The organism is Streptomyces sp. NPDC031049, assembly GCF_055571015.1.
Genome location: NZ_JBVIGC010000010.1, coordinates 259,243 through 285,866, shown reverse-complemented (window position 1 = coordinate 285,866; position 26,624 = coordinate 259,243). Strand labels below are relative to the sequence as shown.

The 26,624-nt window shown below is 71.2% G+C and carries 24 protein-coding genes; 21 read left to right on the top strand and 3 right to left on the bottom strand.

The genetic code is table 11. The features are described from left to right. Nucleotides 1-25 precede the first annotated feature (25 nt). From arc to prcA, 5 genes are all read left to right on the top strand, one after another. Nucleotides 26-1,792, top strand: a complete 1,767-nt coding sequence (gene arc, locus ACZ45Q_RS19300) for a proteasome ATPase (RefSeq protein WP_468262473.1) — start codon at nt 26-28, stop codon at nt 1,790-1,792. A gap of 233 nt (nt 1,793-2,025) precedes the next feature. Next, nucleotides 2,026-3,537, top strand: coding sequence for a depupylase/deamidase Dop (gene dop / locus ACZ45Q_RS19295; RefSeq protein WP_468262470.1), 1,512 nt, complete (start codon nt 2,026-2,028; stop codon nt 3,535-3,537). A 168-nt stretch (nt 3,538-3,705) separates the two neighbouring features. Then, nucleotides 3,706-3,924 (top strand): ubiquitin-like protein Pup, encoded by a 219-nt coding sequence (locus tag ACZ45Q_RS19290; protein ID WP_016325855.1) that lies wholly within the window; start codon nt 3,706-3,708, stop codon nt 3,922-3,924. Nucleotides 3,925-4,235: 311 nt separating this feature from the next. Continuing rightward, nucleotides 4,236-5,081 carry a proteasome subunit beta gene (prcB, locus tag ACZ45Q_RS19285; protein ID WP_468262465.1) on the top strand — a complete coding sequence of 282 codons (846 nt, stop codon included), beginning with the start codon at nt 4,236-4,238 and terminating at the stop codon, nt 5,079-5,081. Nucleotides 5,082-5,148: 67 nt separating this feature from the next. Further along, a complete protein-coding gene (gene prcA / locus ACZ45Q_RS19280; protein ID WP_468262463.1) occupies nt 5,149-5,907 on the top strand; it encodes a proteasome subunit alpha in 759 nt (252 codons plus the stop codon). Nucleotides 5,908-6,681: 774 nt separating this feature from the next. On the opposite strand, the gene ACZ45Q_RS19275 is transcribed toward prcA, so the two are convergent. Continuing rightward, on the bottom strand, nt 6,682-7,692 hold the full coding sequence (locus tag ACZ45Q_RS19275; protein ID WP_468262461.1) for a LacI family DNA-binding transcriptional regulator: 1,011 nt from the start codon (nt 7,690-7,692) through the stop codon (nt 6,682-6,684). 100 nt (nt 7,693-7,792) lie between these two features. Between ACZ45Q_RS19275 and ACZ45Q_RS19270 the strand changes: the two genes are divergently transcribed. The 16 genes from ACZ45Q_RS19270 (at nt 7,793) to ACZ45Q_RS19195 (ending at nt 24,395) form a co-directional block, all read left to right on the top strand. Beyond that, the gene (locus ACZ45Q_RS19270) at nt 7,793-9,052 is read left to right on the top strand and encodes an MFS transporter (RefSeq protein ID WP_468262458.1); all 1,260 of its coding nucleotides are present in this window, start codon (nt 7,793-7,795) and stop codon (nt 9,050-9,052) included. A gap of 9 nt (nt 9,053-9,061) precedes the next feature. Then, on the top strand, nt 9,062-10,423 hold the full coding sequence (gene pafA, locus ACZ45Q_RS19265) for a Pup--protein ligase (protein WP_468262455.1): 1,362 nt from the start codon (nt 9,062-9,064) through the stop codon (nt 10,421-10,423). 155 nt (nt 10,424-10,578) lie between these two features. Then, nucleotides 10,579-11,580: an FKBP-type peptidyl-prolyl cis-trans isomerase gene (locus ACZ45Q_RS19260; RefSeq protein ID WP_468262452.1), complete on the top strand. Its 1,002-nt coding sequence runs from the start codon at nt 10,579-10,581 to the stop codon at nt 11,578-11,580. A 61-nt stretch (nt 11,581-11,641) separates the two neighbouring features. After that, nucleotides 11,642-12,013, top strand: coding sequence for an FKBP-type peptidyl-prolyl cis-trans isomerase (locus ACZ45Q_RS19255; RefSeq protein WP_468262449.1), 372 nt, complete (start codon nt 11,642-11,644; stop codon nt 12,011-12,013). A gap of 138 nt (nt 12,014-12,151) precedes the next feature. Then, nucleotides 12,152-13,129 (top strand): helix-turn-helix transcriptional regulator, encoded by a 978-nt coding sequence (locus ACZ45Q_RS19250; RefSeq protein WP_468262446.1) that lies wholly within the window; start codon nt 12,152-12,154, stop codon nt 13,127-13,129. An 18-nt stretch (nt 13,130-13,147) separates the two neighbouring features. Then, complete coding sequence (locus ACZ45Q_RS19245; protein ID WP_468262443.1) at nt 13,148-14,218, top strand: helix-turn-helix transcriptional regulator; 1,071 nt, start codon at nt 13,148-13,150, stop codon at nt 14,216-14,218. Further along, nucleotides 14,215-14,520 (top strand): hypothetical protein, encoded by a 306-nt coding sequence (locus tag ACZ45Q_RS19240; protein ID WP_468262440.1) that lies wholly within the window; start codon nt 14,215-14,217, stop codon nt 14,518-14,520. Before ACZ45Q_RS19245 ends, ACZ45Q_RS19240 begins: the two co-directional genes overlap by 4 nt. Nucleotides 14,521-14,554: 34 nt before the next feature. Continuing rightward, nucleotides 14,555-14,749 carry a hypothetical protein gene (locus ACZ45Q_RS19235; RefSeq protein WP_468262438.1) on the top strand — a complete coding sequence of 65 codons (195 nt, stop codon included), beginning with the start codon at nt 14,555-14,557 and terminating at the stop codon, nt 14,747-14,749. 223 nt (nt 14,750-14,972) lie between these two features. Further along, entirely contained in the window at nt 14,973-15,257 is a 285-nt protein-coding gene (tatA, locus tag ACZ45Q_RS19230; RefSeq protein WP_468262435.1) for a Sec-independent protein translocase subunit TatA, read from the top strand. Nucleotides 15,258-15,304: 47 nt separating this feature from the next. Beyond that, a complete protein-coding gene (tatC, locus tag ACZ45Q_RS19225) occupies nt 15,305-16,252 on the top strand; it encodes a twin-arginine translocase subunit TatC (RefSeq protein WP_468262432.1) in 948 nt (315 codons plus the stop codon). A gap of 114 nt (nt 16,253-16,366) precedes the next feature. Next, nucleotides 16,367-19,219: a DEAD/DEAH box helicase gene (locus ACZ45Q_RS19220; RefSeq protein ID WP_468262429.1), complete on the top strand. Its 2,853-nt coding sequence runs from the start codon at nt 16,367-16,369 to the stop codon at nt 19,217-19,219. Nucleotides 19,220-19,707: 488 nt separating this feature from the next. Continuing rightward, on the top strand, nt 19,708-21,327 hold the full coding sequence (locus tag ACZ45Q_RS19215; protein ID WP_468262427.1) for a sensor histidine kinase: 1,620 nt from the start codon (nt 19,708-19,710) through the stop codon (nt 21,325-21,327). Next, entirely contained in the window at nt 21,324-21,731 is a 408-nt protein-coding gene (locus ACZ45Q_RS19210) for a roadblock/LC7 domain-containing protein (RefSeq protein ID WP_416528038.1), read from the top strand. The genes ACZ45Q_RS19215 and ACZ45Q_RS19210 overlap by 4 nt, the downstream gene beginning before the upstream one ends. Next, on the top strand, nt 21,728-22,144 hold the full coding sequence (locus tag ACZ45Q_RS19205) for a DUF742 domain-containing protein (RefSeq protein WP_468262424.1): 417 nt from the start codon (nt 21,728-21,730) through the stop codon (nt 22,142-22,144). The genes ACZ45Q_RS19210 and ACZ45Q_RS19205 overlap by 4 nt, the downstream gene beginning before the upstream one ends. After that, nucleotides 22,125-22,745: a GTP-binding protein gene (locus ACZ45Q_RS19200; RefSeq protein WP_468262421.1), complete on the top strand. Its 621-nt coding sequence runs from the start codon at nt 22,125-22,127 to the stop codon at nt 22,743-22,745. The genes ACZ45Q_RS19205 and ACZ45Q_RS19200 overlap by 20 nt, the downstream gene beginning before the upstream one ends. A gap of 51 nt (nt 22,746-22,796) precedes the next feature. Continuing rightward, nucleotides 22,797-24,395: a cytochrome P450 gene (locus ACZ45Q_RS19195; protein WP_468262418.1), complete on the top strand. Its 1,599-nt coding sequence runs from the start codon at nt 22,797-22,799 to the stop codon at nt 24,393-24,395. Here the strand turns inward: ACZ45Q_RS19195 and ACZ45Q_RS19190 are convergent. Further along, the gene (locus ACZ45Q_RS19190; protein WP_468262415.1) at nt 24,389-25,354 is read right to left on the bottom strand and encodes an RluA family pseudouridine synthase; all 966 of its coding nucleotides are present in this window, start codon (nt 25,352-25,354) and stop codon (nt 24,389-24,391) included. The genes ACZ45Q_RS19195 and ACZ45Q_RS19190 overlap by 7 nt on opposite strands. Before the next feature lie 359 nt (nt 25,355-25,713). Beyond that, nucleotides 25,714-26,580: a siderophore-interacting protein gene (locus ACZ45Q_RS19185; protein WP_468262413.1), complete on the bottom strand. Its 867-nt coding sequence runs from the start codon at nt 26,578-26,580 to the stop codon at nt 25,714-25,716. Nucleotides 26,581-26,624: the final 44 nt, after the last annotated feature.

The following is a 26,624-nucleotide window of genomic DNA, read 5'->3' as shown; positions in this document are numbered from 1 at the left end:
GCTCCCCTTGGAGGAGGTGAGGACCGTGGCAGCCCACGACGACGACATGAACCGCGGCATCCGCCCGGGACGCGGGTCCGACGACCCGGCCGGGCAGATCGCCTACCTTGAGCAGGAGATCGCCGTCCTGCGACGCAAGCTCGCCGACTCTCCGCGGCACACGAGAATTCTCGAAGAGCGGATCGTCGAGCTGCAGACCAACCTGGCCGGCGTGTCCGCCCAGAACGAACGACTCGCCAACACGCTCCGTGAGGCCCGGGACCAGATCGTGGCCCTCAAGGAGGAGGTCGACCGGCTCGCCCAGCCGCCGGCCGGCTTCGGAGTCTTCCTGCAGGCGAACGAGGACGGCACCGCCGACATCTTCACCGGCGGTCGCAAGCTCCGGGTCAACGTCAGCCCGAGCGTCGAGCTCGACGAGCTCCGGCGCGGCCAGGAAGTGATGCTCAACGAAGCGCTCAACGTGGTCGACGCCATGGAGTTCGAGAGCGTCGGCGAGATCGTCACCCTCAAGGAGATCCTCGAGGACGGCGAGCGCGCCCTCGTGCTCGGGCACACGGACGAGGAGCGGGTGGTGCGGCTCGCCGAGCCGCTGCTGGACGTCACCATCCGCGCCGGCGACGCGCTTCTGCTCGAACCCCGCTCCGGCTACGTCTACGAGGTCATCCCCAAGAGCGAGGTCGAGGAACTCGTCCTCGAAGAGGTCCCCGACATCGGCTACGAGCAGATCGGCGGCCTCGGCAACCAGATCGAGATGATCCGCGACGCGGTCGAGCTCCCCTATCTCTACCCCGATCTCTTCAAGGAGCACGAGCTGCGTCCGCCCAAGGGCGTCCTGCTCTACGGGCCCCCCGGATGCGGTAAGACCCTGATCGCCAAGGCCGTCGCCAACTCGCTGGCCAAGAAGGTCGCCGAGGTCACCGGCCAGGCCGCCGGCAAGAGCTTCTTCCTCAACATCAAAGGCCCCGAGCTGCTCAACAAGTACGTCGGCGAGACCGAGCGGCAGATCCGCCTGGTCTTCCAGCGGGCCCGTGAGAAGGCCAGCGAGGGCACGCCCGTCATCGTCTTCTTCGACGAGATGGAGTCCCTCTTCCGCACCCGCGGCTCGGGTGTCAGCTCGGACGTGGAGAACACCATCGTCCCGCAGCTGCTCGCCGAGATCGACGGTGTGGAGGGCCTGCAGAACGTGGTCGTGATCGGCGCCTCCAACCGCGAGGACATGATCGACCCCGCCATCCTGCGGCCCGGCCGGCTGGACGTGAAGATCAAGATCGAGCGTCCGGACGCCGAGGCGGCCAAGGACATCTTCGGCAAGTACCTCACCGAGCGCCTCCCGCTGCACGAGGACGACCTCAAGGAGCACGGCGGCGACAAGGGCTCCACCGTCCAGGCGATGATCCAGACGGCGGTGGAACAGATGTACGCCGAATCCGAGGAGAACCGCTTCCTGGAAGTCACCTACGCCAACGGCGACAAGGAAGTCCTCTACTTCAAGGACTTCAATTCCGGCGCCATGATCGAGAACATCGTGGGCCGCGCCAAGAAAATGGCGATCAAGGACTTCCTCGAAAAGAATCAGAAGGGTCTCCGCGTCTCCCACCTGCTGCAGGCCTGCGTGGACGAGTTCAAGGAGAACGAGGACCTGCCGAACACCACCAACCCGGACGACTGGGCCCGGATCTCCGGCAAGAAGGGCGAGCGGATCGTGTACATCCGAACGCTCGTCACCGGAAAGCAGGGCGCGGACACCGGACGCTCCATCGACACGGTGGCGAACACCGGTCAGTACCTGTAAAAGGCGGGCGGCTGCGGGTGCCCTCGGCGGGTACCCGCAGCCGACGCTTTTCGGGGCCACGGTTGGAGCAAGGCAATGACGCAAATGATCTCCCCACCAGCGCAAAGGCGTTCTAGGCTCTTCCGTACCGCCGAGTCGCGCAGTGCGGGGACGGGCACCGCACACGCAACCGAGCACCAGCGGTATCTGAGCGGCGTCCACGACCGAGGCCGCCGCCGGGCAAGGAGGGCCGCATGACCGTACGGCGAGTAATGGGCATCGAGACGGAGTACGGGATCTCCGTCCCCGGCCACCCGAACGCCAATGCCATGCTCACCTCGTCCCAGATCGTCAACGCCTACGCGGCGGCGATGCACCGGGCCCGCCGGGCCCGCTGGGACTTCGAGGAGGAGAACCCGCTGCGGGACGCGCGAGGCTTCGACCTCGCCCGCGAGGCCGCCGACGCCAGCCAGCTCACCGACGAGGACATCGGCCTGGCCAACGTGATCCTCACCAACGGAGCACGGCTCTACGTCGACCACGCCCACCCCGAGTACAGCGCGCCGGAGGTCACCAACCCCCGGGACGCCGTCCTGTGGGACAAGGCCGGCGAACGGATCATGGCCGAGGCGGCCGAACGGGCGGCCCAGCTCCCCGGGGCCCAGCCGATCCACCTCTACAAGAACAACACCGACAACAAGGGCGCCTCCTACGGCACGCACGAGAACTACCTGATGAAGCGGGCGACCCCCTTCTCGGACATCGTGCGCCACCTGACGCCGTTCTTCGTCTCCCGCCAGGTCTTCGCCGGCGCCGGCCGCGTCGGCATCGGCCAGGACGGCCACGAGCACGGCTTCCAGCTCAGCCAGCGCGCCGACTACTTCGAGGTCGAGGTCGGCCTCGAGACGACGCTGAAGCGCCCGATCATCAACACCCGCGACGAGCCGCACGCCGACGCCGAGAAGTACCGCAGGCTGCACGTGATCATCGGCGACGCGAACCTGTCCGAGATCTCGACCTACCTGAAGCTGGGCACCACCTCCCTGGTCCTGTCCATGATCGAGGACGGCTTCATCGCGGTGGACCTCGCCGTCGACCAGCCCGTGCGCACGCTGCACCAGGTCTCCCACGACCCGTCCCTGAAGCGGCTGGTCACCCTGCGCAGCGGGCGGACGCTCACCGCCGTCCAGCTCCAGATGGAGTACTACGAGCTGTCCCGCAAGTACGTGGAGGAACGGTTCGGGGCGGACGCCGACGACCAGACCAAGGACGTCCTGGCCCGGTGGGAGGACACGCTCAACCGCCTGGAGAACGACCCGATGAGCCTGGCCGGCGAGCTGGACTGGGTGGCCAAGCGCGAGCTGATGGAGGGCTACCGGCGCCGCGACGGCGTGGACTGGGACGCCCCGAGGCTCCATCTGGTCGACCTCCAGTACGCCGACGTACGCCCCGAGAAGGGCCTGTACAACCGTCTCGCGGCCCGCGGGCGGATGAAGCGGCTGCTGGACGATGCCGAGGTGGAGCGGGCCCGTACGAAGCCGCCGGAGGACACGCGGGCGTACTTCCGCGGCCGGTGCCTGGAGCAGTACGCGGACGACGTGGCGGCGGCCTCCTGGGACTCGGTGATCTTCGATCTGCCGGGCCGGGACTCGCTCCAGCGGGTGCCGACCCTGGAACCGCTTCGCGGAACGCGTAATCACGTCAAGGAGCTGCTGGACCGCTGCCGCACCGCGGAGGACCTGGTCAGGGTGCTTTCCGGTGGCTGAGGGTACGCGAGTGCAGTCGGCCGGGCAGGGTGGAAACTCCCGGGCCCGGGAATCATCAAGGTGGTCCCCGTACGTTGGAGCAAGTACGGGGCCGTTGTCGGACCCGGCTTGTAGGGTCTGATCTTGAACCGAGCAACTGTGTCGGGCGAACCGAGCGGGGTGAGGGTTATGGCGACCAAGGACACCGGCGGCGGGCAGCAGAAGGCCACGCGTTCCACGGAGGAGGTCGAGGAGCAGGCGCAGGACGCGCAGGCCTCGGAGGACCTCAAGGAGCGCCAGGAGAAGCTGAGCGACGACGTGGACTCCGTACTGGACGAGATCGACGACGTCCTCGAGGAGAACGCCGAGGACTTCGTGCGGTCCTTCGTGCAAAAGGGCGGTCAGTAAGCCGCTTCTGCCTTCACTTCGAAGGTCGACGGGCCGGTCGACGGGCCGAGAGAGAAACGAACGAACGACATGTGAGACGTCGCGCGCGGTGCGGGGGCACCGCGCCGCGCGCGACGTCCGCGGTCCCGCCGGTGGCCCTGGCGGCCTCGGCGGCCAGGGAATCCGGGGTTTCCGCGGAGTATGTGGATCACCGCCGACGGGCGGGTAGGGTCCGTGGCATACCGTGCTCCGGCCGCCAGGCCGGGGCGGTTTCGGTTTCGTAATCGGCCCGGCGGCTCACGGCGGGCTGCCGCCTACGTGGAAGGAATCGCGTGGAAGCCAACACTCGTAGCACCGGGCGTCTGCCGGCTGCCTTCCTGACGCCTGGATCCTCTTCGTTCATGGACTTCCTCGGGGAGCACCAGCCGGAGCTGCTCCCGGGCAACCGGCAGCTGCCCCCGGTGCAGGGCGTGGTCGAGGCGCCCCACGGCACCACGATCGTGGCCGTGACGTTCCCCGGCGGGGTCGTGCTCGCCGGCGACCGGCGGGCCACCATGGGCAACGTCATCGCGCAGCGGGACATCGAGAAGGTGTTCCCGGCCGACGAGTACTCCGCGGTGGGCATCGCCGGTACGGCGGGTCTCGCCGTGGAGATGGTGAAGCTGTTCCAGCTGGAGCTGGAGCACTTCGAGAAGGTCGAGGGCGCCCAGCTGTCGCTGGAGGGCAAGGCCAACCGCCTGTCGACCATGATCCGGTCGAACCTGGGCATGGCGATGCAGGGTCTGGCCGTGGTCCCGCTGTTCGCGGGGTACGACGTGGACCGGGGCAAGGGCCGGATCTTCTCGTACGACGTGACGGGCGGCCGGTCGGAGGAGCAGGGCTACGCGGCGACGGGCTCCGGCTCGATCTTCGCCCGCGGTGCCATGAAGAAGCTCTTCCGGGAGGATCTGAGCGAGGAGCAGGCCACGACGCTGGTGGTGCAGGCTCTCTACGACGCGGCAGACGACGACTCGGCGACCGGCGGTCCCGATGTCGCCCGCCGGATCTACCCGATCGTCACCGTGATCACCGAGGACGGCTTCCGCCGGCTGACCGAGGAGGAGTCCTCCGAGATCGCCCGCTCGGTGCTGGAGCGGCGGCTGGAGCAGCCGGACGGTCCGCGGGCGGCGCTGCTGTAGCCGGCGCGGCGCGGTTGCTTTGTTGTCAGGTGATCCAGTGACTTCGACAGAAAGGGACGGATAACCGGTGTCGACGCCGTTCTATGTCTCACCCCAGCAGGCCATGGCCGACCGGGCGGAATACGCCCGCAAGGGCATCGCCCGCGGCCGCAGCCTGGTCGTGCTCCAGTACGCCGACGGCATCGTGTTCGTCGGTGAGAATCCGTCCCGTGCGCTGCACAAGTTCAGCGAGATCTACGACCGGATCGGCTTCGCCGCCGCCGGCAAGTACAACGAGTACGAGAACCTGCGGATCGGCGGCGTGCGCTATGCCGACCTGCGGGGTTACACCTACGACCGGGAGGACGTGACCGCCCGCGGTCTGGCGAACGTGTACGCGCAGACGCTGGGCACGATCTTCTCCAGCGCCGGTGAGAAGCCGTACGAGGTGGAGCTGGTCGTCGCCGAGGTCGGGGAGACGCCCGAGGGCGACCAGATCTACCGGCTGCCGCACGACGGCTCGATCGTGGACGAGCACGGCTCGGTGGCCGTGGGCGGCAACGCCGAGCAGATCAGCGGTTACCTCGACCAGCAGCACCGGGACGGGATGACGCTGGCGGAGGCGTTGCAGCTGGCGGTGCAGGCGCTGTCCCGGGACACGAACGGAAGCCAGCGGGAGATTCCGGCGGAGCGGCTCGAGGTCGCGGTGCTGGACCGTACGCGTCCGCAGAAGCGCAAGTTCAAGCGCATCGTCGGCGGTCAGCTGTCCCGCCTGCTCTCCACGGCCTCGGGGGCCGGGGAGTCGGGGGCCGGCGCCGACGACGAGGCGGAGGACACGGAGGAGTAACGCGGACGCAGCAGCCGGGCCGCCTGCCGGGCGCCGGTTGCGTGCCGTGTGCCGGTTCCCGGGTGCTGGTTGCGCGTCGTGTGCCGGTTGCGTGTCGTGTGCTGGTTGCTGGTTGCTGGTTGCTCTGGTGCGGCGCCGCGGGTGGATGCCTGCGGCGCCGCTGCGGCTTGGGTGGGGGTGCGCGTAGCGCCTTGGGTCCGGTGGGTGGTGCGGGGCCGTGCCGGGGGGTCTCCGTCCTCGGAACGTCGCGGAATCGGCCGACTGGAAGGCCCCCGTGTTGACGCGACAACCGCTGCGGGCGGAGACCCCCCGCCACGACCCCTCCCCGCCGCGGGCGACTGCGGGTAGCGCCCAGCCTCTGCCTGCTTGCGCGCCGTACGCGTCTGCGGGCAGCGCACAGCCCCCTGCCTGGTTGCGCGCCATACGCGTCTGCGGGACAGCGCCCCGGCTGGTCGCGGCTTGCGCGCGGGCGCCTGCCGCGGCCGGCTGCGCAATCCGCGCGCAGCCGCGCCGCCCAGCCGCGGGCAGGGCCCCGCAATCCGCGGGCAGTCGTGCCTCCCCCAGTGCCTGAACGGCCTGGGAGGTGCCCCCAGGGCGGCACGGGTGGGCGCTGGGGGCGCCCCCTCTGGGGGAGGCGCCCCGTTCCGCCGGGCTGCGCAACGCCCCCCACGTCAGCCCCAGCGCCGGGCACTGTCGAACCGTCGGCGACATCTCGTGGGTGCCGGCGGCGCCCCCAGGTCAGGGCAGTGCCGGGTTCCAGTCGGCCGGAACCCGTCAGCGTGCCGGTGCCGTGGAACCCCGTACCACCAGTTCCACCGGGATGTCCCCGCCCTCGGGCTCCTGGCCCGACAGGACGGCCAGAAGAGCCCGCATGCCGCGCTCGCCGAACAGCTCCGCGTCCAGGCGGACCGTGGTCAGCTCGGGATCGATCGCCGTGGCCAGGGCGAGGTCGTCCAGACCCGTGACGGAGACGTCGTCCGGCACCCGCAGCCCCAGCCGCCGCAGCGCCTTGTACGCCCCGGCGGCGAGCTTGTCGTCGTCGCAGACCACGGCCGTCGGACGGGCACCGCCGCCGGACAGCGCGGTCTCCACGGCCGTGCGCGCGTCGTCGATCGCGATCGGCGCACGGACGGTGCCCAGCTCCGTGCCGGGCACCGAGGCCAGCCGAGCCGCCAGTTCCCGCGCGCGTACCTCGAAGGTCCACGAGGCCACGTCCGCCGCGAGGTGCAGCACCCGCCGGTGGCCCAGGGCCAGCAGATGGTCCGCGACCTGCCGGATGCCGTCGGCGATGTCCAGGTTGACGGTCGCCGCCCCCAGACTGCCCTCGGGATCGCTGTCCAGCATGACCAGGGGAAGCTGGTCGCCGCGGATCGCGGTCAGCGCGTCGGCGGCCATGGAGGACGCGATCACACCGTCCAGAGCGGCCTGGGCCGAGGCGAACGGGTCCCGGGCCGGGCCGATGCCCTCGGGGGACGGGTAGAGGACCACACCGAAGCCGTGCTCGGCGGCGACCCGCGCCGCGCCCGTGTAGACACCGGCGAAGAACTCCGTGGTCAGGGCCGGGACCACCAGCAGAACCGTCCGGGTGTGGCCCAGCCGCAGGTTGCGCGCCGCTAGATTGGGCCGGTAGCCCAGGTCCTCGGCGGCCTTGCGCACCCGCCGGGCCGTCGTCTCGGAGACGCGTCCGCGCCACTTGTCGCCGAGGACCAGGGAGACCGCGGCCTGGGAGACCCCGGCGGCCTGGGCGACGTCCCGGCTCGTCGGACGTGTGCCTGCTCGTGCCACCGCGGGCCCGCTCCTTCGTCTGGACTGGTGAACAGCGACATGGTACGTATGGAGCCTGAAGTTATACGTACAACGTCGGTGGTCGGCGAGGGGAGCGCGCATGGTCACGGGGTATCTGGAGATCCTCCGGGCGCGGCACGCCGTCCGGTTGCTGGCCGGCACGCTGGTGGGCCGGCTGCCCAACGCCACCGCCGCCATCGCGATCGTGCTGTTCGTACGAGCCGAGGGCGGTTCGTACAGCCTCGCGGGCGCGCTCGCGGCCGTGTACGGCGTCGCCAACGCCGTGGGCCAGCCCGTGCTGGGCCGGCTGGTGGACCTGTACGGCCAGCCCCGGGTGCAGCTGCCCGCCGCCCTCGCCTCGGGCGCGGCGATGGCCCTCTTCGCCTTCTGGGGCATCGAGCCGCTCGCGGTCGCCGTCGCGGCCGTGGCGCTCGCCGGGCTGTTCACGCCACCGCTGGAGGGCGGTCTGCGGGCGCTCTGGCCCAGCGTCCTGCGCAAGGAGGACCAGGTGCACACGGCGTACGCCATGGACGCCGTGGCCCAGGAGGTGATGTTCACCGTCGGGCCACTGCTGGTCACGGTGTGCGTGTCGGTGTGGTCGGAGCAGGCCGCGCTGCTGGTGCTGAACGCGGTGGGCGTGCTCGGCGCGCTGTCCGTGGTCGTGTCGCCCCCCTCGCGCGCGTGGCGCTCCGCCCCGCGCGAGGCGCACTGGCTCGGCGCGCTGCGCTCGCCGGGACTGCTGGCCCTGCTCGCCGCGTTCCTGTTCGTGGGCAGCGCGCTGGGCTCCATCACGGTGGCCGCGGTCCCGTACGCGGACGAGCACGGCGGGGACGCCGTCTACGGCTGGCTGATGGCCGGTGTGGGCCTCGGCGCGCTGATCGGCGGCACGGTGTACGGGGCCCGCCGGTGGGCCGGTGAGCCCGCGCGGCGACTGAGCGTGCTCGTGGCCCTTCTGGCGGTCTGTTACCTGCCGCTGATGCTGATGCCGGGCGTGGTGCCGATGGTGCTGCTCACCGTGGTGGCCGGACTGTTCCTCGCGCCCGCCATCGCCTGCGCGTTCGTCCTCGTCGACCGGCACGCCCCGCGCGGGACGGTGACCGAGGCGTTCTCCTGGCTGGTGACGACGTTCACCGTGGGCGCGTCGATGGGCACCGGGCTCGCGGGGCCGGTCGTCGAGACGGGCGGGGCGCTGTGGGGCTTCGCCGTGCCGGGCGCCGCCGGGGCCGCGTCGCTGCTGGTGCTGCTGGCCACCGGACGGGTCCTCGCAGCTCCCGCCGGGGGAGCGGTGGTTGCGGCTTCATCGGAAAATGATCCAAACCGTGCCGTCGAACCCCGTTTCAGTTCAGGGGATCGGGCGTAATGTTCAGTCATGGACCGCCGCATTTTCGGGCTGGAGAACGAGTACGGCGTCACGTGCACGTTCAGGGGACAGCGCCGCCTGTCGCCTGACGAGGTGGCGCGGTACCTCTTCCGCCGTGTCGTGTCATGGGGCCGCAGCAGCAACGTCTTTCTGCGCAACGGCGCCCGCCTCTATCTCGACGTGGGGTCACATCCGGAATACGCGACACCCGAATGTGACAACGTGATCGAACTCGTCACCCACGACAAGGCGGGCGAGCGCATTCTGGAAGGACTCCTGGTAGACGCGGAACGACGCCTGCACGAGGAGGGCATCGCGGGCGACGTCTACCTCTTCAAGAACAACACCGACTCGGCGGGCAACTCCTACGGCTGCCACGAGAACTACCTGGTGGCCCGGCACGGGGAGTTCTCGCGGCTCGCGGACATCCTCATCCCGTTCCTGGTCACCAGGCAGCTGCTGTGCGGTGCCGGCAAGGTGCTCCAGACGCCGCGCGGCGCCGTGTACTGCGTCAGCCAGCGGGCCGAGCACATCTGGGAGGGTGTGTCCTCGGCCACGACCAGGTCCCGGCCGATCATCAACACGCGCGACGAGCCGCACGCCGACGCCGAGCGCTACCGCCGGCTCCACGTGATCGTCGGCGACTCGAACATGTCCGAGACGACGATGCTGCTCAAGGTCGGCGCCACCGACCTGGTGCTGCGCATGATCGAGGCCGGCACCGTCATGCGGGACCTCACGCTGGAGAACCCGATCCGGGCCATCCGCGAGGTCAGCCACGACATCACCGGCCGCCGCAAGGTCCGGTTGGCCAGCGGGCGCGAGGCCTCGGCGCTCGAGGTGCAGCGGGAGTACTACGAGAAGGCCGTGGACTTCTGCGAGCGCCGCGGCATCCGCACCGGCACGGTGGAGCGGGTGCTGGAGCTGTGGGGCCGCACCCTGGAGGCGATCGAGACCGAGGACCTCGACCGCATCGACACCGAGATCGACTGGGTCATGAAGTACAAGCTCCTGGAGCGGTACCGCACCAAGCACAACATGACCATGTCGCACCCGCGGGTCGCCCAGATAGACCTCGCCTACCACGACATCCACCGGCGTCGTGGCCTGTACTACCTGCTGGAGAAGAAGGGCCAGGCGGCCCGGGTCTGCAACGACCTGAAGATCTTCGAAGGCAAGTCCGTCCCGCCGCAGACCACTCGGGCCCGGCTGCGCGGCGACTTCATCCGGCGGGCCCAGGAACAGCGCCGGGACTTCACCGTCGACTGGGTCCACCTCAAGCTCAACGACCAGGCCCAGCGCACGGTGTTGTGCAAGGACCCGTTCCGCTCCGTGGACGACCGGGTGGAGAAGCTGATCGCCGGCATGTGAGCCGGACTCCGGCCGGGTGACGGGCGACACGCCCGCCCGCACGGAAGTCCGGAACGCCACACGGGCGCCGTACGTTTTCCGTGCGGCGCCCTGCTCACGCCGTAGAGTTGCGCGCACGCCATCCACGACGACCGACCGATTACGAGGCCCCCACCGTGCGCCGACGCTCACTCCTCATCGCCGTACCCGCCGGACTGGTCACGCTCGCCGCATGCGGCGACGAAGGGTCCGACTCGAGCAAGGCAAGCGACAGCGCCTCGCCCTCGGCCCCGGACACCTCCGCGCCGCCCGCGCCGAAGATCGTCGACGGCCCGCTCCCCGCGATCACGGCCGGCACCCGGTTCGACCAGAAGCCCACCGTCGCCAAGGGCAGCGGCGACCCGTCGGACCAGCTCGCGGTGAAGACCGCCATCGCCGGCAACGGCAAGACCGTCGCGGAGAACGACTTCGTCGTGGCCAACTACCTCGGCCAGATCTGGGCCAGCGCCAAGGTGTTCGACAACTCCTACGACCGCAAGACGCCCATCGTCATCCAGCTCGCCCAGGGCAGCATCATCGACGGCTGGCGGTACGCGCTCGCGGGCAAGAAGACCGGCAGCCGCGTCGAGTTCTCCGTGCCCCCCACCTGGGGTTACGGCACGCAGGGCAACGAGCAGGCGGGCATCAAGGGCGACGACACCCTGGTGTTCGTCGTCGACCTCCAGGACACCTTCAACGCCAAGAGCTCGGCCAAGGGCAAGGAGGTCCCCCAGGACGACGCCGCCCTGCCGAAGGTCGGCACCGACACCGACGGCAAGGCGCCCTCCATCGAGGTGCCCAAGGCCGACGCGCCGAAGAAGCTCGTGGCGAACTACGTCATCGAGGGCGACGGCGCCGAGGTCGGCGCCCAGGACAGCGTGCTCGTGCAGTACAAGGGCGTGCTCTGGGACGGCGGCAAGGAGTTCGACTCGACGTACCAGCGCAAGCAGCTGGCGTCGTTCTCGCTCCAGCAGGTCGTCAAGGGCTGGGCGCAGGGCCTGACCGGCAAGAAGGTCGGCAGCCGCGTCCTCGTCGTCGTCCCGCCCGACCTGGGCTACGGCGACAACCCGCCGCAGGGCAGCGACATCAAGAAGGACTCCACCCTGGTCTTCGCCGTCGACATCCTGGCGAAGCTCTGACGCCCCGGGGATGACAGACTGGCACGCGTTGCCTTTTCGCAGACAAGCAGGAGCTGAACACGTGAGCATCGACAAGCCCGAGATCGACTTCCCGGGCGGCGAGCCCCCGGCGGACCTGGAGATCAAGGACATCTGGGAGGGCGACGGCCCCGTGGCGCAGGCGGGCCAGACCGTCACCGTCCACTACGTCGGCGTCGCCTTCAGCACGGGCGAGGAGTTCGACGCCAGCTGGAACCGCGGCACTCCGTTCCGCTTCCCGCTGGGCGCCGGCCGGGTCATCGCGGGCTGGGACCGGGGCGTGCAGGGCATGAAGGTCGGCGGCCGCCGCCAGCTGACCATTCCGGCGCACCTCGCCTACGGTGACCAGAGCCCGACCCCGGCGATCAAGCCCGGTGAGACCCTGATCTTCGTGGTCGACCTTCTCGGCGTCTGAGCAGGAGTCCGAACGGTTCCTGACCGGACCCGATCACCTGGGGCCCATGCCTGTCCGGGCATGGGCCCTCGGCTTTTGCCGCGCCCTCGCGGAGCGGTACGGTCATCCGTTGTAAGCACCATAGGGAGAAGGGCGTCGATGGCCATTGCCAAGGCCGAGCGGCTGATGAACCTGGCGCTGTGCCTGCTCGGGACGCGGCGGCCGTTGAGCAAGCACGAGCTGCGCCATTCCATCGAGGCGTACGTCGAGGCCTTCGGGCCGGAGAACGGCGCGGCGGGCTCGGACGACTCGTTCAACCGCATGTTCGAGCGGGACAAGGACGACCTGCGCGAGCTGGGCCTGGTCATCGAGACCGTCGAGAACCTGGACGGCGAGGTCGGCTACCTCGCCCGCCGCGACAGCAACCGCCTGCCGCCCATCACGCTGGACGCCGAGGAGGCCGCGGCCCTGGGCCTGGCCGCCAAGGTCTGGCAGCAGGCCCGGCTGGCCGGTGCGGCCAGCGGCGCCCTCCAGAAGCTCCGCGCGGCCGGACTGCCCGAGGACGTCGACCCCTACGAGGCGCACAGCGCGCTGGAGCCGCGCATCCCGGTGCACGAGGCCGCCTTCGAACCGCTGATGCTGGCCTGCCGCGACCGCCGCGCCGTGGTCTTCGACTACCGCAAGGCCACCGCCGCCCGTCCGGAGACCCGGCACGTCGAGCCATGGGCGCTGGAGTGCTGGCGGGGCCACTGGTACCTGGCGGGCTTCGACCGCGACCGCGGCGCGGAGCGCGTCTTCCGGCTCTCCCGGATCACCGGCAGGGTCCGCTCGCGCGGCGGGCGCTTCACCGCTCCCGTGCCGGACGTCGTCACCGTCCGCGAGACGGTCGCGAGCTGGGCGGGGGAGACCGCCGACCGTTCCGCGCTGATCCGGCTGCGGACCGGATCGGGGTACCCCCTTCGGGCGAAGGCCACCGTCGTCCGGGAACTCGGCGACGGCTGGGACGAGTTGGAGATTCCGTACGGGCACGGACTCGACGCCTGGCTGGTGGAGTTCGGGCCGGACGTGGTGGTCGTCGAGCCGGCCGAGCTGCGGGCCGACGTGGTGGACCGGCTGCGTGCCGTCGCCAAGGGCTGAGGGGGAGCGGACAACACAGTGGCAGGCAAACCGGTCAGGCCCGTGAACGCCATCGACCAGACCCGGCGGATGCTGTCCTTGGTGACGTATCTGCGCGAGCGCCCCGGCGCCCGGGTCGAGGACGTGGCGCGTGCCTTCGGCATCACCGAGGACGAGCTGGTCTCCGACCTCGACGTGCTGCCCATGTGCGGCACCAGCTTCCGCGGCGGCGACCTCCTCGACATCGACACCGACGGCGAGCGCATCTGGTGGCACAACCCGGCCGCCCTCGGCGCGGACGCCGCCGAGCCGCTGCGGCTCGCCGCCGACGAGGCCACCGCGCTGCTGGTGGCCGCCCGGGCCGTGGCGACCCTGCCCGGTCTGCGCGAGAGCGACCGGCAGGCACTGCTGCGGGCGACGGCCAAGGTGGAGGCCGCGGCCGGAGAGGCGGCCGGCGCCAGCTCCCGGCTGTCCGTCACCTTCGAGTCCGAGGGCGGCGTCTTCGCCGACGTCGACCGCGCCATCTCCGAGCGCCGCCGCCTGTGGATCAGGTACTACTCGCCGGCCCGTGACGAGGTCACCGAGCGCGAGATCGACCCGATCCGCCTGGTCAGCGTCGGGCACACGTATGTGGAGGCCTGGTGCCGCCGCTCCGAGGCGCGGCGCACCTTCCGGCTCGACCGGGTCGCCGAGATCAAGATCCTGGACGAGCCGTCGGCACCGCCGGAGATCGAGCTGCGGGACCTGTCCGAGGCGCTGGTGCAGCCCGCCGCGGAGGACCCGGAGGTCGTCGTGGAGGTCGGCCCCGGCGGTCGCTGGGTCGCCGAGTACTACCCGCACGACAGCGCCGAGGAACTCCCCGACGGCGGCCTGCGCATCACGCTGCGCACGCCCGACCCGGCGTCCCTCAGACGCCTGGCCCTGCGGCTCGGGCGGGACGGCCGGATCGTCGCCCCGGCCGCCCTCGCCGAGAGCGCCCGCCAGGCCGCCCGCGAGGCACTGGCCGCCTACGACGAACCGGCGCCGGACGGAGCCGGCGAGCGGACGCCGGCACCGGCCGGGCACGCGGTGCGGGCCGGGCAGGACGACACACTGGAGCGAGGGCTGTGAGCGAGTCGGCGGGAGGGGCGGGGATGTCGGTGGCGGCGGCGTTCGCCGGGATGAGAAGCGTCACCCCCGTCGTCTTCCGGGCGGGCTGCCCCGACTGCCGGGGCCGCTTCGAGCTGGCCGCGAGCGCCCTGCGGCTGGCCATCGGCGCCAGCAGCCGTACGACGTTCTACTCGTTCACCTGCCCCGAGTGCGGCGTCGCCGTCCGCAAACCGGCGGGGGAGCGCATCGTGGAACTCCTCACGGGCGGCGGGGTCAGGACGCTGCGGCTGCACTCCACCGCTCAGGCCCGGGGCCGCGTTTAGGCCCGGGCCTGCCGAAAGGTCTAGGCTTCCCGTCATGTTCTGGCCGATGTTCGCGGTAGCCGTGGGATTCATGGGCCTCGCCGTCCTCGCGGTGCTCGCCGTGCGGGTGTTCGTCGAGGCGCAGCGACTGGGCCGGCAGGTGACCGACTCGGCCCGCCGGATCAACCGGGCGGCGGAGGACCTGGAACGGGCGGCGGCGAGCGCGGCCCGGTCCGCCGACGCGCTGTGAGCGCCCGCGCCCTGTCACCGCGCCACCGCGTCCGGGTACGCTGAACCGCGGCCCGGAGAACGAGGCCCGGGCACGGACGGGAGTACGCACGGGATATGCACGGGGATTGCCTGACGTTTACCCCTCGGCGTTACGATCGCTGCACAACACGATCGATCGGACACATGTCCGACCGGTCGGACAGCGCCCCCACCCAGCCGCCTCGGTGAGAAGGTAAAGACTTATGTTCGGAAAGCTCGGAGCCCCCGAGATCATTCTCATTCTCGTCGTCATCATCCTGCTGTTCGGCGCGAAGAAGCTTCCGGACATGGCGCGGTCGCTCGGCAAGTCCGCGCGCATCCTCAAGAGCGAGGCCAAGGCGATGAAGGAGGACAACAAGTCCTCCGCCCCCGCCGACCCGCCGAACCCCGGCGAGCAGTCCCCGTCCCAGCGCACCATCCAGGCGGCCCCCGGCGACGTGACCAGCTCGCGTCCGGTCACCGAGCCGACGGACACGACCAAGCGCTGACGCAGGGCCGGTGACCTCCGGCCCGCCGCACGAGATGGGAACGTGGGTTGCTGAAGTCTGCCCGCAAGAGGGAGAGGGACCCGGAGGGGCGGATGCCCCTGGCGGAACATCTTCGTGAGCTGCGCAACCGGCTCGCGAAAGCCCTGCTGGGGATCGTGGTCGTCGCCGTGGCCGCCGCCTTCTTCTACAACGACATCATCAACTTCTTCACCGAACCGATCCTCGACTCGGTCGGGTGCAAGGAGTCCTTCGAAGAGCTGGCGAAGGCGGCCGACGGCGAGAGCTGCGCCCGGATCACCATCAACGGTCTGCTGGCGCCCTTCACACTGGCCCTGAAGGTGTCCCTGATGGCCGGCGTCGTGCTGGCCTCCCCGATCTGGCTGTACCAGCTGTGGGCCTTCGTCGCCCCTGGCCTGCACAAGCACGAGAAGAAGTACGCCTACGTCTTCGTCGGCACGGGCGTGCCGCTCTTCCTCGGCGGTGCCTTCTTCGCCTACCTGGTCCTGCCCACCACCGCGAAGGTGCTGATCGAGTTCACCCCGTTCGGCGTCGACAACCTGCTGCCGCTGGACGAGCTGCTGGACCTCGTCACGCGCATGGTCGTCGTCTTCGGCCTCTCCTTCGAGCTTCCGCTGCTGCTGGTGATGCTCAACTTCAGCGGGGTGCTGAGCGGCCAGCGGATGCTCGGCTGGTGGCGCGGGATGATCATGGGTATCACCGTGTTCGCGGCCATCGCCACGCCGAGCACGGACCCGGTCTCCATGCTGGGCCTGGCCGGCCCGATCTGGCTGCTGTACTTCACGGCCGTCGCCATCGCGCTGCTGAACGACCGCCGCAGTCGCCGCCGCGAGGCCCTCGGCCCGGCCGACGACGAGGCCTCCGAGCTGGATCTCACCCCCGAGGACATCGGCGCGATCGAGCCCGTGACGACGAGCCCGGCGCTGCCCGAGCAGTCCCGCACGGACCGGGTCAACGGCTACGACGACGTGACCTGAGGCCCGTAGCCCGCCGCACTCCGCTGCCGCCCCGGACCGCACCGCGCCCGGGGCGGGGCGCTGTCCGGGCACCCTGCCCGACGGCCGTGGTACCGCCGTCGGCCGATCCGGATAATGATCGTCCTGTTGTCGGTGCGGCCCGGTACGCTCGAAAGCACGATGACAGAGGATCTCTCACCGGCCGAGCGGTACGCGGCAGCCCGCAGGCGCGCTGCCGAGCAGGCCACCGCGCTCGCCTCCTTCCGCGAGATGTACGACTTCGGCCTCGACCCCTTCCAGATCGAGGCCTGCCAGGCCCTCGAGGCGGGGAAGGGCGTGCTGGTGGCCGCGCCCACCGGCTCCGGCAAGACGATCGTGGGCGAGTTCGCCGTCCACCTCGCCCTCCAGCAGGGCAAGAAGTGCTTCTACACCACGCCGATCAAGGCGCTGTCCAACCAGAAGTACGCCGATCTGTGCCGCCGCTACGGCACGGACAAGGTGGGCCTGCTCACCGGGGACAACAGCCTGAACTCCGGCGCCCCGGTGGTCGTGATGACCACCGAGGTGCTGCGCAACATGCTGTACGCGGGCTCGCAGACCCTCCTGGGCCTGGGCTACGTGGTCATGGACGAGGTGCACTACCTCTCCGACCGCTTCCGCGGTGCCGTCTGGGAAGAGGTGATCATCCACCTCCCCGAGTCGGTGACCCTCGTGTCACTGTCGGCGACCGTGTCCAACGCCGAGGAGTTCGGTGACTGGCTCGACACCGTCCGTGGCGACACCGAGGTGATCGTCTCCGAGCACCGGCCCGTGCCGCTGTTCCAGCACGTGCTGGCCGGCCGGCGGATGTACGACCTGTTCGAGGAAGGCGAGGGCCAGAAGAAGGCGGTCAACCCCGACCTGATGCGCATGGCGCGCATGGAGGCGAGCCGCCCGTCCTACCAGGACCGCAGACGCGGCCGGTCGATGCGGGAGGCCGAGCGGGAGCGGGAACGCAGACAGCGCTCGCGGATCTGGACGCCGAGCCGGCCCGAGGTCATCGAGCGGCTCGACGCCGAGGCACTGCTGCCCGCGATCACCTTCATCTTCAGCCGCGCCGCCTGCGAGGCCGCCGTCGAGCAGTGCCTGTACGCGGGCCTGCGGCTCAACGACCAGGACGAGCGGGCGGAGGTCCGCGCCCTGGTCGAGGAGCGCACGGCCAGCATCCCGTCCGAGGACCTGCACGTCCTGGGCTACTACGAGTGGCTGGAGGGCCTGGAGCGGGGCATAGCGGCCCACCACGCGGGCATGCTGCCGACCTTCAAGGAGGTCGTCGAGGAGCTGTTCGTGCGGGGCCTGGTCAAGGCCGTCTTCGCGACCGAGACCCTCGCCCTCGGCATCAACATGCCGGCCCGCTCCGTGGTCCTGGAGAAGCTCGTCAAGTGGAACGGCGAGCAGCACGCCGACATCACCCCCGGTGAGTTCACCCAGCTCACCGGGCGGGCCGGCCGCCGCGGCATCGACATCGAGGGCCACGCGGTGGTGCTGTGGCAGCGCGGTATGAACCCCGAGCACCTCGCGGGACTGGCCGGCACGCGGACCTATCCGCTGCGCTCCAGCTTCAAGCCGTCGTACAACATGGCGGTCAACCTGGTCGAGCAGTTCGGCCGGCACCGCTCGCGGGAGCTGCTGGAGACCTCCTTCGCCCAGTTCCAGGCGGACCGGTCGGTCGTCGGGATCTCCCGGCAGGTGCAGCGCAACGAGGAGGGTCTGGAGGGCTACAAGGCCTCCATGACCTGCCACCTCGGCGACTTCGAGGAGTACGCGCGGCTGCGGCGCGAGCTGAAGGACCGGGAGACGGAGCTGGCCCGGCAGGGCGCGGCCCAGCGGCGCGCCGAGGCCGCCGTCGCCCTGGAGAAGCTGAAGCCCGGTGACGTCATCCACGTCCCCACCGGCAAGTACGCGGGCCTGGCCCTGGTCCTGGACCCGGGCCTGCCGGCCGGCCGGACCAACGGCCACCGCGGCCTGGAGTACCACGACGGCCCGCGCCCGCTGGTCCTGACCGCCGAGCGTCAGGTCAAGCGGCTGGCATCGATGGACTTCCCGGTGCCCGTGGAGCCGCTGGAGCGGATGAGGATCCCCAAGTCCTTCAACCCGCGCTCCCCGCAGTCCCGGCGCGACCTCGCCTCGGCGCTGCGCACCAAGGCCGGGCACATCCCGCCCGAGCGGCACCGCAAGCGGCGCTCGCAGGCCGCCGACGACCGGGAGATCTCCCGGCTGCGCAAGGCCATCCGTGCCCACCCCTGCCACGGGTGCAGCGACCGTGAGGACCACGCCCGCTGGGCCGAGCGCTACCACCGGCTGCTGCGCGACACCTCCCAGCTGGAACGCCGCATCGAGGGCCGTACGAACACCATCGCGCGCACCTTCGACCGCATCGTCGCCCTGCTCACCGAGCTGGACTACCTGCGCGGGGACGAGGTCACCGAGCACGGCAAGCGGCTCGCCCGGCTCTACGGCGAGCTGGACCTGCTGGCCAGCGAGTGCCTGCGCGAGCGGGTCTGGGAGGGGCTCGGCCCGGCCGAACTGGCCGCCTGTGTCTCGGCGTTGGTGTTCGAGTCGCGGACCGCCGACGACGCGATGGCGCCCAAGCTGCCCTCGGGCAAGGCGAAGGTGGCCCTCGGGGAGACGGTGCGCATCTGGGGCCGGCTGGACGCCCTGGAGGAGGAGTTCCGGATCAGCCAGACCGAGGGGGTGGGCCAGCGCGAGCCCGACCTCGGCTTCGCCTGGGCCGCCTACATGTGGGCGTCGGGCAAGGGGCTGGACGAGGTGCTGCGCGAGGCGGAGATGCCGGCGGGCGACTTCGTGCGCTGGTGCAAGCAGGTCATCGACGTCCTCGGCCAGATCGCCGCGGCCGCGCCCGCCGAGGGCTCGACGGTCCCGAAGAACGCGCGCAAGGCGGTCGACGGACTGCTGCGCGGCGTGGTGGCCTACTCGTCGGTGGGGTAGGAGCCGTCGGCGGGACAGCAGCCCGCATGCCGGCGCAGAGGCCCGCCGGTCGGTGCGGGAGTCGCCCGTCGGTGCGGTAGCGGCCGGTCGGTGCGGAGAGTTGCCGGTCGGCGCCAGGTTCGTCGGTCGGCGCCAGGTTCGTCGGGCGCCCGAGCACAGTCGCTCGGGCGCCCGCGTCATGTCCGGGACCGCCGGTTCACTCGTTACGGTGAGTGACAATCGCACGGCCGTACACGCATACTTTGAGTGTTCGAACGGCTCCGAAGCGTGCAAATGGGCCCGAGGTTACCCCTTCCCCGGTGCCCGTTTCAGGTGCTTGCCGAATATGACACGGCGATGATCCGCTCGGACTAAGCTCGCCCGCAGCGCGCCGAGTTGAGGAGATTCGCGCGCTTGTTCCCCTATCTCCTGAACCACCCCTTCGATCCCATGACATACCCCCCTGCAAGCTCCCCCATCCCCAGCCGACTCCTTTTCAGAGGGCCTACATGGTGAGTGTTGCTCCCCCTCCAGACAGCCGTGAACTCCCCTTCGTGAGCGCGCTGTTGCTGCCCGCGATACTGATGGCGGCGGCAACCGGGGCCGCCGTCGCCGTGGTGACGGAGCCGGCCCGCATCGCCGTCGGCATCTGTGGTGCCGTCGCCACGGTCCTGGTGACCGCGGCGGCCGCCGAAGCCGTGCGCCGCGGCCGGGCCCTGCGCGCCCTGCGCGTCGAACACGCCCGTCACACCGCGCAACTGGAGCGGCGGATCGCCGGTCACGACGCGGAACTGGTCCGCCTCGGCCGCGAGATCCTGCCCCACGCACTCGCCTACATGCGGCAGGGCAACCACCCACGGGACGTGATGGCGCGCCTGGACGTGCTCGACCCCTCCTACACCACCCTCGGCGAGCCGCAGCTCGCCCTGCTGCGCCGCGTCCTCGACATCATCGACCACGAGGACACGGCGCTGGAGGCCTCGCAGCGCTCCTTCGTCGACATCGCCCGCCGTGTGCAGGCCATCGTCCACCAGCAGGCGAACGAACTCCGAGAGATGGAGGAGGACCACGGCCGCAACCCCGAGGTCTTCGACGACCTCCTGCGCATCGACCACGGCAACGCGCTGATCGGCCGGCTCGCCGACTCCATCGCCGTCATCGGCGGCGGCCGGCCCGGCCGGCAGTGGCCCTCCCCGGTCGCCCTCTACAGCGTGCTCCGCGGCGCCATGTCCCGGATCCTGGAGTACCGCCGCATCGACCTGTCCTCCATCGCCAAGGTCAACATCAAGGGCACCTCGGTCGAGCCGGTCATCCACGCGGCCGCGGAGCTGCTGGACAACGCCACGCGCTACTCGCCGCCGAACACCAAGGTCCACGTCACCGCCACCGAGGTGCAGACCGGCGTCGCCATCGAGATCGAGGACGCCGGCGTCAACCTCAGCGAGGACGCCCGTCTGCGGATCGAAGGCATGCTGGAGAGCGCCAAGGCGGGCACCGACCTCGCGGACATCAGCGGCAACCCCCGCCTGGGCCTCGCCGTCGTCGGCCGTCTGTGCGCGGCGTTCAACATGCAGGTCTCGCTGCGGGCCTCCGCGTACGGCGGAGTGCGTGCCATCCTCGTCGTGCCGAGCGAGATGATGACCACCGAGCCCGGCGTCGGACTGGCCCACGGCATCGGGGCGACCTCCCTGCCGTCCCCCGGCCCCGACGCCCTTCCGGGCCCTCAGCGCCGGCCCAAGAAGCGCCGCCCGACCAGTCCGAAGATCCCCGCGACGGTCTCCCTGGAGGACGATGTCCCCGAGGTCACCGAGTGGACGGCGGGCGGCCTGCCGCAGCGCCGCAGCCGGGTCAAGATGCCGCTCAGCCAGCGGCTCGCCGAGCAGGCCAAGTGGGAACGGGAGGACGCCGAGCGCGAGGCCCGGCAGGCCGCCGAACGCGCCCGGAACGCCGCCTGGTCGACTCCGGAACCCGAGCCCGAGCCGGAGAAGGAGGAGGACGACACCCCGCCCGGGCTGTGGGTCGAGGCCTTCTGGGAGGGACTCAAGGGCGACCCGGACCCGAACGCATTCACCCAGCCGCCCAATGAGCCGGCCCACGCCCCGGCCGACGACGAGGGGGACCACAAGTGATCCAGCAGCAGGGCAAGTTCGACTGGATGCTCAAGCAGCTCTACGACGGCGTTCCCGGCATCGAGATGATCGTGGTGCTGTCCGCCGACGGGCTGCGCATCGCCCGCTACTCCGGCGACCCCGACGCCGCCGACCGCGTCGCCGCCGCCTGCGCGGGCCTGCAGAGCCTCGCCGGGGCCGTCGCCGAGGAGATCCCGACCAGCGACGGCAAGATGAAGCTGGTCATCATCGAGATCAACGGCGGCTACTTCTATCTGATGGCCGCGGGCGCCAACGCCTATCTCGCCGTGCTCTCGGACATCCGCTGCGAGCCCGGCATGATGAGCAACCGCATGCGCGACCTCGTCGCCCGCATCGGCCCGCACCTGACCAGTCCGGCCCGGCGCAACGGGCAGACCGTATGACTCCTCCCCGACGCCAGAGGCGACAGCGCGAACCCGAGCCTCCCGCCCCGCCCCCCTCGGAGAGCCCGCCGCCCAAGGAAGGCGAGAAGAAGAATCCCGAGCGGCTGTACGTGATCGGCGACGGCGACGGCGGGCGTGCCGAGATAGACCTGGTGACGCTGATCGTGGCGCGCTCCGACACCCCGCCGGCCTCCGCCACACCGGAACAGGCCGCCCTGCTCCGGCTGTGCGTCGCGCCCCTGTCCGTCGCGGAGCTGTCGGCCTACCTGAACCTGCCGTTCAGCGTGGTGACCGTGCTGCTCACCGATCTGCTCACGGCGGAACTGGTCCAGGCGCGCGCCCCCATCGTCCGCCAGAAGGTCGCCGACCGATCCCTCCTCGAAGCGGTGATGCATGGACTTCAAAAGCTCTGACACGATTCCGGGCCCACGCGCGGAGGACCGGCTTCCGCAGTCGGCCGAGGCCGCCGTGAAGATCGTCATCGTGGGCGGCTTCGGTGTCGGCAAGACCACGATGGTCGGCTCGGTGAGCGAGATCAGACCGCTGACCACCGAAGAGACCATGACTCAGGCCGGCATCGGGGTCGACGACAACTACGGCTCCGCCTCCAAGACGGCCACCACCGTCGCCATGGACTTCGGCCGCATCAGCATCACCGACCAGCTCGTGCTCTACCTCTTCGGCACCCCGGGCCAGGAGCGCTTCTGGTTCCTGTGGAACGGGCTGTTCGAAGGTGCCCTCGGCGCGGTCGTGCTGGTGGACACCCGCCGGCTGGAGGTCAGCTTCGACGTGATGGGACGGCTGGAGGAGCGTGGCGTGCCGTTCGTCGTGGCCGTCAACACCTTCCCGGACGCGCCCCGTTATCCCGTCGAGGAACTGCGCACGGCCCTGGACCTGTCCGAGGAGATCCCGATCTTCGAGTGCGACGTGCGCCGCCGGGCCTCCAGCCGCGACGCCCTGATGACCCTGATGCGTTTCCTGCACTCCCTCGCCCTGACGGGCGCGCTCACCTGACCCGCGCCCCCGACTCTGCTCAGCTCTCCCATCAGCTTCGGAGCGACCACTGTGACGGCTGAATCCCACACCCCGACCCGACCGGGCGACCCCGTCCCCGGCCCACCCCCCGGCTGCCCCGCGCACGGCCTCGGCCCCGGAGGCCTGCACCGGCTGTACGAGGTGGAGGACCTGGAGGAGCTGTACGAGAAGCTGCGGGCCGAACACGGCCCGGTGGCGCCCGTACTGCTCCACGACGACGTGCCGATGTGGGTGGTCCTCGGGCACGCCGAGAACCTGCACCTGGTGTCGACACCGGCGAAGTTCACCCGGGACAGCCGGATCTGGACGCCGCTCAAGGAGGGCATGGTCAAGCCGGACCACCCGTTGATGCCGCACATCGCCTGGCAGCCCATCGCCTCCCACGCCGAGGGCGACGAGCACAAGCGGCTGCGCGGAGCGGTCACCGGCGCCATGTCCACGATCGACTACCGCGGACTGCGCCGCCACATCCGCCGGCACAGCCAGATCCTCGTCAACCGCTTCTGCGAGCAGGGCCGCGCCGACCTGGTCGGACAGTTCGCGGAGCATCTGCCGATGGGCGTGATGTGCGAGATCCTCGGCATGTCCGGCGAGTACAACGAACGCCTCGTGGAGGCCGCCCGGGACGCGCTCAAGGGCACCGACACGGCGATCGCCAGCCACTCGTACGTCATGGAGGTGCTGGAGCGGCACACCACCCGCCGACGCGCCCAGCCCGCCGAGGACTTCACCTCCCACCTCATCAACCACCCGGCGCGGCTCACCGACGACGAGGTCCGCGAGCATCTGCGGCTCGTCCTCTTCGCCGCCTACGAGGCGACCGTCAACCTCATCTCCAACGTGCTGCGGGTGGTGCTCACCGATCCGCGGTTCCGGGCCCGGCTCAGCGGCGGCGAGATGACCGTGCCCGAGGCGGTCGAGCAGTCCCTGTGGGACGAGCCGCCGTTCAGCACCATCTTCGCCTACTTCGCCAAGCAGGACACGGAGCTGGGCGGCCAGCGCATCCGCCAGGGCGATGGGCTGCTGCTGGGCATCGCGCCGGGCAACGTCGACCCGCGCATCCGGCCCGACCTGTCCGCCGGCATGCAGGGCAACCGGTCCCATCTCGCCTTCGGCGGCGGGCCCCACGAGTGCCCGGGCCAGGACATCGGCCGTGTCATCGCCGACGCGGGAGTGGACGCGCTGCTGATGCGGCTGCCGGACGTGCAGATCGCCTGCGACGAGGAGGACCTGCGCTGGCGGTCCTCGATCGCGTCCCGGCATCTGGTGGAACTGCCGGTGCGGTTCGAACCCAAGGCGCAGCAGGAGGTGACGATGGCGCCGAGCCACTCCCCGGTTCCGATGCGGCCGAGCATCTGGCACCTGGGCGCGCCGCTGCCGGAGCCGGCGACGGTGCCGCCGCCGTCCGCCGAGCCCGCCTCGGTGCCGTCCGTGCTGCCCGCCCAGGCCGGGGCGTCGCAGCCGGCGCCGGGCGCCGTGGCATCGCAGCCGGACCCGGCCGTGCAGCGATCGGACGCCGCCGCGCCGCAGCCGCAGCCGGTGCCGGTGGCGGATGGAGCGTCGCCGGCGGCTCCTGCACGGCCGCGTGGGGCGTGGCAGCGCTTCCTGCGCTGGTGGCGCGGCTACTGACCCGAGGCCCAGCCGTCGTAGGAGGCCCAGGCGCCCAGCGTCCGGCCGCTGCGGAACCGGTGCTCGCGCCCGGTGACCGGATCGGTGAACTCCAGCGCCCGCGCCAGCAGTTGCAGCGGGCGCCGGAAGTCACCGGCGGGCCCGGGGGCGGTCACCTCGGGGTAGAGCGGATCGCCGAGGATCGGCACGCCGAGGGCGCTCATGTGCACGCGCAGTTGATGCGTCTGCCCGGTCGCGGGCACCAGCCGGTACCGCCCCAGCGTGCCGGCCGGTCCCGCCCGCTGCTCCAACAGCTCGATCAGGCTCTCGGCGTTCGGCTCGCCCGCCACCTCCCGGGCGGCCGGGACCCCGCATTCCTTCACGATCCGGCTGCGTACCGTCCGGGGCAGGGCGAGCCCGGGATCACAGGGGGCGACGGCCTCGTACTCCTTGCGCACCCGGCGGTCGCGGAACATCGTCTGGTACGCGCCGCGCTCCTCGGGCCGGACGGTGAACAGCAGCAGGCCGGCGGTCAGCCGGTCCAGGCGGTGCGCGGCGGTCAGCGTGGGGATGCCCAGTTCCCGGCGGAGCCGTGCGAGCGCGGTCTCGGTGACGTGGCTGCCGCGCGGTGTGGTGGCCAGGAAGTGCGGCTTGTCGGCGACGACGATGTGCTCGTCGCGATGGACGACGCCGACGGGGAAGGGCACGGGGATCTCGGCGGGCAGGTCGCGGTGGAACCACACGTGGGTCCCCGGACGGTACGGGGCGTCCGCGCTCACCGGGCGTCCGTCCGCGCCGACGACGAGCCCCTCGTCCAGCATCCGGACGACGGCCCCCGGTGCCGCGCCGGACAACCGCTCCACCAGATGTTCGCCCACCGTCGCCCACGGCCCCCCGGCGGGCAGCCGCAGGCGCACCGGGTCGACCCCGTCGCGCTGGGGGAGCGGAGGGGGAGGCGGAGGGGTGCGTCGGCGTCTCATCGCGAGCCAGGGTACGAGCGGGTCCGCGAGGCCGGGCAACCACGGCCCGGCGGAGGCGCGGGCACGCCGTGGTACGGCGTGCCGGGACGCGGCCGCGCGGGGTGCCGAGGTGCGGCGTGCCAGGGCGGGGTGGTGCGGCGTGCCGGGGCGTGGCGGTCCGGGACGCGGCAGTGCGGCGTGCCGAGGTGCGGCGGGCCAGGACGCGGTGGTGCCGGCTGTCGCCGGTGGCGGAGGTGGTACCAGGCGTGCGGGCCGACCGGCCGGCCTCGTGCCCGGCGCCACTCCGCAAGCCGGGCGGCCGAGGTGACCGACGGCGCCGTTCCGGAAGCCACCGGCCGTGCCGTTCCGGGAGAGCCCCGCTACGCCGCGGAAGCCGGTGCCGTGCGGTTCCGCTGCGTGCTTTCCTGCTCGGCCTCGATTCGGGCGTTCCAATCGCGCTTCGAGGCCTGCCAGCCGTCCTCGTTGTGGCCGAGCCGCCAGTAGCCGGAGACGGACAGGTCCTCGCGCGGGACCTGGTGCTCGACCCGCAGCAGCCGGCGCAGCTCCTTCACACAGCTCGCCTCGCCGTGCACGAACGCGTGCACCCGGCCCTCGGGGAAGTCCAGGGCCCGCACGGCCTCCACGAGCGCCTGGCCGACCGGGCGGTTCCCGCGGTGCAGCCAGACGATCTCCGCGGGGGAGTCGATCTTCTGTTCCTCCTCGGGACCCGCCACCTCCACGAAGGCGTGGCAGCGGACCCCGTCCGGCAGGGCCTCCAGGGAACGCGCGATCGCGGGCAGCGCGCTCTCGTCCCCGGCGAGCAGATGCCAGTCGGCGGCGGGGTCGGGGGCGTAGGCGCCGCCGGGGCCCAGGAAGTGCACGGTCTCTCCCGGCCGGGCGCGCAGGGCCCAGGGCCCGGCCAGCCCCTCGTCGCCGTGCACCACGAAGTCCAGGGTCAGCTCCCGCTGCCGCGGGTCCCACCGGCGCACGGTGTACGTCCGCGTCACCGGCCACTGCTCGCGCGGGAACTCCTCACGGATCCGCTCCAGGTCGAAGGGGTCCGGGTAGGTCGCGCCCCCGGAGGGGAAGAGGAGCTTCACATAGTGGTCGGTGCAGCTGTCCGCCGAGAAACCGGCGAGTGACTCGCCGCCGAGGACCACGCGCTGCATGTGCGGGGTCAGCCGCTCGGTGCGGACGACCTGCGCGGAGTACGGCTTCCGCGGCGTGCGTGCCGGTCGGTCTGCCATGACGGCCTCCCTGTCCCTGAGGTCCCTGAGTTAGGCTCACCTGA